Genomic DNA, 6,049 nt, shown 5'->3' with positions numbered 1-6,049 from the left:
GGCAGGCCGCCGCCGTAGTTCACGGTGTTGGTGGCCCGGCGCATGTAGGCCTTCCAGGAGTCCGAGCCCGACTCGCGGCCGCCGCCGGTCTCCTTCTCCCCGCCGAACGCCCCGCCGATCTCGGCGCCCGAGGTGCCGATGTTGACATTGACGATGCCGCAGTCCGACCCGGCCGCCGAGACGAACCGCTCGGCCTCGGCCTGGTCCCGGGTGAACAGCGCCGAGGACAGGCCCTGCGGCACGCCGTTGTGCAGCTCCACCGCCTCCTCGAAGGTGCGGTAGGTCATCACGTACAGGATCGGGGCGAAGGTCTCCTCCTCCACCACCGGCGTCTGGGCGGGCATGCGCACCAGCGCCGGCTCGACGTAGTAGGCGCCCGGCGCGGCGTCCTCGCCGACCCGGCCGCCCCCGGTGACCACGGTCCCGCCCTCGGCCTCGGCCCGGGCCAGCGCGTCGCGCATGGCGGTGTGGCCGCGCTCGGCGATCAGCGGCCCCACCAGGGTGTCGTCGGCGAACGGGTCGCCGATGCGCTCGCGCAGCTGCCGGTAGGCCCCGGCGAGGCGCTCGGTGACCTCCTCGGCCACGTCCTCGTGCACGATGAGCCGGCGCAGCGAGGTGCAGCGCTGCCCCGCGGTGCCGGCCGCGGCGAAGACGCTGCCCCGCACCACCAGGTCCAGGTCGGCCGAGGGGGCGACCACCGCGGCGTTGTTGCCGCCCAGCTCCAGTAGGCAGCGGCCCAGCCGGGCCGCGACCCGCGGCCCCACCGCGCGGCCCATGGCCACCGACCCGGTGGCCGAGACCAGCGCCACCCGCGGGTCGTCCACCAGCTGCTCGCCGACCTCGCGCGCGCCCAGCACCACCCGGTGCAGGCCCTCGGGGGCGCCGGTGTCGGCGGCGGCCCGCCGCAGCAGGGCGTCGCACGCCAGCGCGGTCAGCGGGGTCAGCTCCGAGGGCTTCCACACCACGGTGTTGCCGCAGACCAGGGCGATGGCGGTGTTCCACGACCACACCGCCACCGGGAAGTTGAAGGCGGTGACCACGCCGACCACGCCCAGCGGGTGCCAGGTCTCCATCAGCCGGTGGCCGGGCCGCTCGGAGGGCATGGTGCGCCCGTAGAGCTGGCGGGACAGGCCCACCGCGAAGTCGCAGACGTCGATCATCTCCTGCACCTCGCCGGCCGCCTCGGAGCGGATCTTGCCCGCCTCGATGGAGACCAGGTCGGCCAGGTCCTGCTTGTGCTCGCGGAGCAGCTCGCCCAGGCGCCGCACCAGCTGCCCGCGGACGGGCGCGGGGGTGTCCCGCCAGTCGCGGCGGAAGGCGTCGTGGGCGGCGGTGACGGCCTGCTCGGTGGTCTTGGCGGTGCCGAAGTCCACCCGGAACAGCTCGCCGCCGGTGATGGGGGTGCGCGCCGCGCCGGGGGCGCCCCCGTCCTCGGGCAGGTGGGCCACGCCGCAGCGCTCCAGGGCGGTGTGGGCGCGTTCGACGAGGTCGGCCGTGTCGGGGAGGGTGAGGGAAAGCGGCATTCGTGTTCTCTCTCCATCGAGAGCCGTGGGGTCCGGTCGGCGACAGCGTGACAGCTGCCACNCGCGTTCGACGAGGTCGGCCGTGTCGGGGAGGGGGAGGGAAAGCGGCATTCGTGTTCTCTCTCCATCGAGAGCCGTGGGGTCCGGTCGGCGACAGCGTGACAGCTGCCACAGGCGGGGTCTACCCCGAACGGCGGCGGGCCTCACCCGCCCCGCCGGAGCGCCCGCGGCGAGGGGGCCGGTGTCGCTGCGGGCATGTAGACTCACGCCCCGTTCCGACAGCCGACCCGCGAGCCTGGAGCCATGGACGCCACCCGCACCACCGCCGAGGAGGACCGCGCCCGGCTGGAGGCGCCGCGGCAGCTGCTGCGCCGCTCCGGGTTCGCCCCGGCGGCCCCGCTGTTCACCGCCGACCTGGCGGGGGCGTCCGACCCCGAGGAGGCCGCGCGGATCGTCACCTCGCACGGGCACCGGCTCTGGTCGGAGGCGGCCCGCACCGCCGAGGCCGGCGACGACCGTCCGCTGTACTGGGCCCGGCTGACGCTCGCCGCTATCCTGCGCACCTGGGAGCCCTCCTTCGCCCTGGACCCCGAGGGCCGCGCGGCGCTGCTGCGCCGCCTGGAGTACGCCTCGCGCGGCCACGACGACCTGGTGTTCGCCCCCGACGACCGGCAGCTGCGGGTGATCGTCACCGGCTTCGACCCGTTCGGGCTGGAGGAGGATGTGCGCCGGTCCAACCCCTCGGGCGCGGCGGCGCTGGCCCTGCACGGCACCTCGTTCGAGGCGGGCGGGCACACCGCGGTGGTGCGCGCGGCGGTCTTCCCGGTGCGCTGGCGGGACTTCTCCGAGGGCATGGCCGAGAAGACGCTGATGCCGCACCACGGGGCGACCGCCGCACCGGCCGACGCGGTGGTCACCGTCAGCCGCGGCCGCGCGGACCGGTTCGACCTGGAGGCCTACAACGCCGCCTGGCGGGGCGGGCGGCCCGACAACGAGGACCGCGCCGAGCACGGCCCGGTCCCGCTGCCCGCGGATCCGGGGCTTCCCGAGGCGCCCCCGCAGTGGTGCTCCTCCACCCTGCCCCGCCGGGCGATCATCGAGCAGGTGGCGGGCCGCTTCCCCGTCGTGGACAACACCGAGGTCACCGAGATCCCGGCCGGTGGGACCGAGCCGGTCGTGCGCCCAGACGGCCCGACCGAGGGGTCCCGAGCGCGCGCGGGCGGCGGCGGGAACTACCTGTCCAATGAGATCGCCTACCGCAACACCCTGATGCGCGACGCCGCGGGCCGCGGGATCCCCGCAGGGCACGTGCACACGCCGATGCTGGAGCTGCGGACCGACGACCCCGAGGCGGTCACCGGCCCCGAGTTCGAGCGCGACCGCGCCGACATCACCGAGCAGCTCAGGGCGATCGTGATGGCCGCGGTCAGGGCGCGCGCCGAGGCGCCCGGATAGGGCCCGCCCTCAGCCCGCCTCCCCGTCCATCAGGCCGCTGCGGTAGGCCCAGGCCGCGATCTCCACCCGGTTGCGGGCGTGCAGCTTGGCCTGCACGCTCGCCAGGTGCGTCTTGACCGTGCTCAGGGACACGAAGAGCCGTTCGGCCGCCTCGGTGTTGGTCAGCCCCTCGGCGACCGCCCGCACCGTGTCCACCTCCCGGTCGGTCAGGCCGTGGCGGCGCGCCTCCTCCTCGGGGCGCCGGGGCGGACGGGACGGGCGGGCGAAGTGCTTGAGCAGGCGCACGGTGATGTTGGGCGAGACCAGGGCGTCCCCGCGGGCGGCGGCGCGCACCGCCTCGATCAGCAGCGCCGGGCCCGCGTCCTTCAGCAGGAAGCCCACCGCCCCGCCCTCCAGCGCCGCGTGCACGTAGTCGTCCAGGTCGAAGGTGGTCACCACCACGACCTTGACCGGGTCGGCCACCCCCGGACCGGCCAGCCGACGGGTCGCCTCCAGCCCGTCCACGCCGGGCATGCGGATGTCCATCAGCACCACGTCCGGCCGCAGCTCGGCGGCCAGGCGCAGGGCCTGCAGGCCGTCCCCGGCCTCTCCGGCGACCTCGATGCCCTCCTCGGCCTCCAGCATGTACCGGAAGCCGGTGCGCACCATCGCCTGGTCGTCGGCGAGCAGCACCCGGATCGTCACCGTCCCCGTCCCTCCCCGTCCCCGGCCGCGGGCAGCCCGGCCTCGACCCGCCAGCCCGGCCCGTCGGCAGCCGGGCCCGCGGAGAAGGAGCCGCCCAGCAGCTTGGCCCGCTCGGCCATGCCGATCAGACCGTATCCGGAGGCGGCGGGGTGCGCCGAACCGCCGCTCCGCCCGTCGTCGCCGACCCGCAGCCGCGCCCCGGCCCCGCCGGCCTCCAGCTCCACCCGCACCAGCGTGGCGCCGCGGGCGTGGCGCAGGGCGTTGGTGACCGCCTCCTGGGCCATGCGCAGGACGGCCGCGGCGGTCTCCTCCGGCAGCGCCGCGGGGTCCCCGGCCACGGCCACCTCCACCCGGGGCCGGCCCACGTCCGCGGGCTCCTCCAGGGCGCGCAGCGCGGACGCCAGGTCGTGCGGCTCCAGCGGGGCCGCCTCCCCCTCCTCCCGCAGGGCGCCGACCATGCGCCGCATCGCGGTCAGCGCGGCCGCCCCGGCGTCCTCGATCCCGGGCAGCGCCGCGGCGACCAGGGCGGGGTCGCGGTCGGCCACGTGGCGCAGCGCCTGGACCTGCACCACCATGCCGCTGACCTGGTGGGCGACCACGTCGTGCAGGTCGCGGGCCAGGGACAGGCGCTCCTCGCGCCGGGCCTCCTCCACCCGCCAGGTGCGCTCGCGCTCGCGCCAGCGCAGCACCAGCCCCGGCAGGAAGGCCAGCCCGGTCAGGAACAGCATCCAGCCCAGCTGGTCCAGCCCCCACCCGGGGCTGCGCAGCGTCTGGGAGAGCACGGCCAGCGAGGTCAGGGCCGCCATCGCGCCCACGGCCCGGCGGGGACCGTGCCAGGCGACGAGGTTGGCGGCGAAGAAGACGCCGAAGACCTCGGTCAGGTCCATGGTGTAGCCGAACAGGCCGGGCTCGGCGGGCCAGAGCACCAGCGAGACCGCCAGCACGGCGGTCGGGGCGAGGGGACCGACCAGGGCGATGCGGCGCGGGGGTGCGCCCGGCGGGGAGATCGCCACGGCGGCGGAGGAGGCCGCCAGGCCGCCGACGATGGGCAGCCAGTCCCGCCAGGAGGGGGCGGGCCCTCCCCAGTCGGCCCCGGTCGGGCGGGTCAGCAGCTCCACCAGGTCGCTGGCCAGGGCCAGCACCAGGACGCCGGCGATGGCCAGGACCAGCGGCAGGCCGCTGCGGGCGAGGTCGTCCAGGGCCGACGCGACGCGGCCCGCTCCCCTTCTCGATGCCATGGGGTCAGATTAGGCAGGGGAAAAGCCGACCGCCTCGGCCGTTCGGCCGAGGCGGTCGGTCCGTGTACTCCGCAGGCGGCGCGACTAGTAGGTCGAGGCCGTCCCCAGCTCGACGATGAAGGCGAAGACGGAGAGCACCAGGCCCAGGGCGAAGAGGATCCACCCGATCATCATGCAGATCTTGGCGGCCTTGGGGTTGCTCTCGGCCATCGACGCGGCGACGATACCCAGCACGAGGGCGGGGATGTTGCAGCAGAAGAGGAAGCCCAAGATCGCCAGCGCGATCGCGGCGCCCTTGTTCGCGGGCGGCTCCGACGGCCCCATGGGCGGCGGGGGCGGCGGGGCGCCGTAGCCGCCCCCCGGGGGCGGAGGCGGCCCGTAGCCGCCCGGTCCCTGCGGTGGCGGTGGACCGTAACTCATACTCGGTTTCTCCTGGACTCGGGGAATCTCTGCATCGGCCTGACGCCGAAGCGCGCCGGCGGCCCGCCGATGATCTCACCTCGGACGGGAACCGGCGGTCCGCGGGTTCCCACTGCCGCCGGTTCGTTATCAGGACGTGTCCGAATCCGCCGCTGCGGCGGCCTCATCCCGGGCATGACGGACGGAATGGCGAGGCGCGCACGGACGGCGACGCGCCGCGACCGCACGATTGCACGGCCGCCCCGCCTGCCCGTATGTTCACGGTGCGATCCGCCCGCGGGAGGACGGGCGCCGCCCCGGCCGCTCCTCGCCCCGCGCGTCGCCTTCCGGCCCCCGAACCCCAGGTGGAGACCCGTGCCCGAGCTCAACCGGCGCCACCTGCGGCGCGCACCGGCCGTCGCCGCCGCCCTGGTCCTGCTCGCCGTCCCCGGGGCGGCCGCCGTGGGCCGGGACACCGCCCACGAGGCGCCGCCCCTGGCGCTGGCCGACCCGCAGGAGGTGCCCGGGCTGGAGCTGGTCGAGCGGACGGCGGAGAACGGCGGGGTGCGCACCTCGCACACCTATCCGGTGGTGGAGGGGGCACCCGGCTTCGGCACAGAGGTGCGCACCGCCATGGCCGAGGCGCACACCGCGTTCCTGCGGGAACGGGACGGCGGGGAGCCCGCCGAGCTGGTGCAGCGCTCGGAGCCGCTGGCGGCCTCGGGGGACGTGCTGGGGGTGCGGATCGCC

General features: G+C 76.0%; 5 protein-coding genes and 1 pseudogene. 2 read left to right on the top strand and 4 right to left on the bottom strand.

Translation table 11 applies throughout. The features are described 5' to 3' along the window. Positions 1–1,523, bottom strand: a 1,523-nt coding sequence (amaB, locus tag D450_RS0103860; RefSeq protein ID WP_017537361.1) for an L-piperidine-6-carboxylate dehydrogenase, incomplete at its 3' end; no start/stop codon positions are given. Between the two features lie 303 nt (positions 1,524–1,826). Here amaB and D450_RS0103855 point away from each other — a divergent pair. Next, the gene (locus D450_RS0103855; protein ID WP_017537360.1) at positions 1,827–2,978 is read left to right on the top strand and encodes a C15 family peptidase; all 1,152 of its coding nucleotides are present in this window, start codon (positions 1,827–1,829) and stop codon (positions 2,976–2,978) included. A 9-nt stretch (positions 2,979–2,987) separates the two neighbouring features. Here D450_RS0103855 and D450_RS0103850 read toward each other — a convergent pair whose 3' ends face one another. The 3 genes from D450_RS0103850 to D450_RS0103840 all read right to left on the bottom strand — a co-directional run bounded on the left by D450_RS0103850 (position 2,988) and on the right by D450_RS0103840 (position 5,320). Then, positions 2,988–3,662, bottom strand: coding sequence for a response regulator (locus tag D450_RS0103850; protein ID WP_017537359.1), 675 nt, complete (start codon positions 3,660–3,662; stop codon positions 2,988–2,990). Beyond that, on the bottom strand, positions 3,659–4,900 hold the full coding sequence (locus D450_RS0103845; RefSeq protein WP_017537358.1) for a sensor histidine kinase: 1,242 nt from the start codon (positions 4,898–4,900) through the stop codon (positions 3,659–3,661). Before D450_RS0103845 ends, D450_RS0103850 begins: the two co-directional genes overlap by 4 nt. A gap of 84 nt (positions 4,901–4,984) precedes the next feature. Beyond that, positions 4,985–5,320, bottom strand: coding sequence for a hypothetical protein (locus D450_RS0103840; RefSeq protein ID WP_241483048.1), 336 nt, complete (start codon positions 5,318–5,320; stop codon positions 4,985–4,987). A 354-nt stretch (positions 5,321–5,674) separates the two neighbouring features. Here D450_RS0103840 and D450_RS29370 point away from each other — a divergent pair. After that, positions 5,675–6,049, top strand: a pseudogene (locus tag D450_RS29370) (polysaccharide deacetylase family protein); the annotation flags it as partial.

It is taken from the genome of Nocardiopsis halophila DSM 44494 (assembly GCF_000341245.1).
Lineage (GTDB): Bacteria > Actinomycetota > Actinomycetes > Streptosporangiales > Streptosporangiaceae > Nocardiopsis_A > Nocardiopsis_A halophila.
The sequence above is the reverse complement of the archived record's forward strand: the minus strand, read 5'-3'. Positions and strand labels throughout refer to the sequence as shown.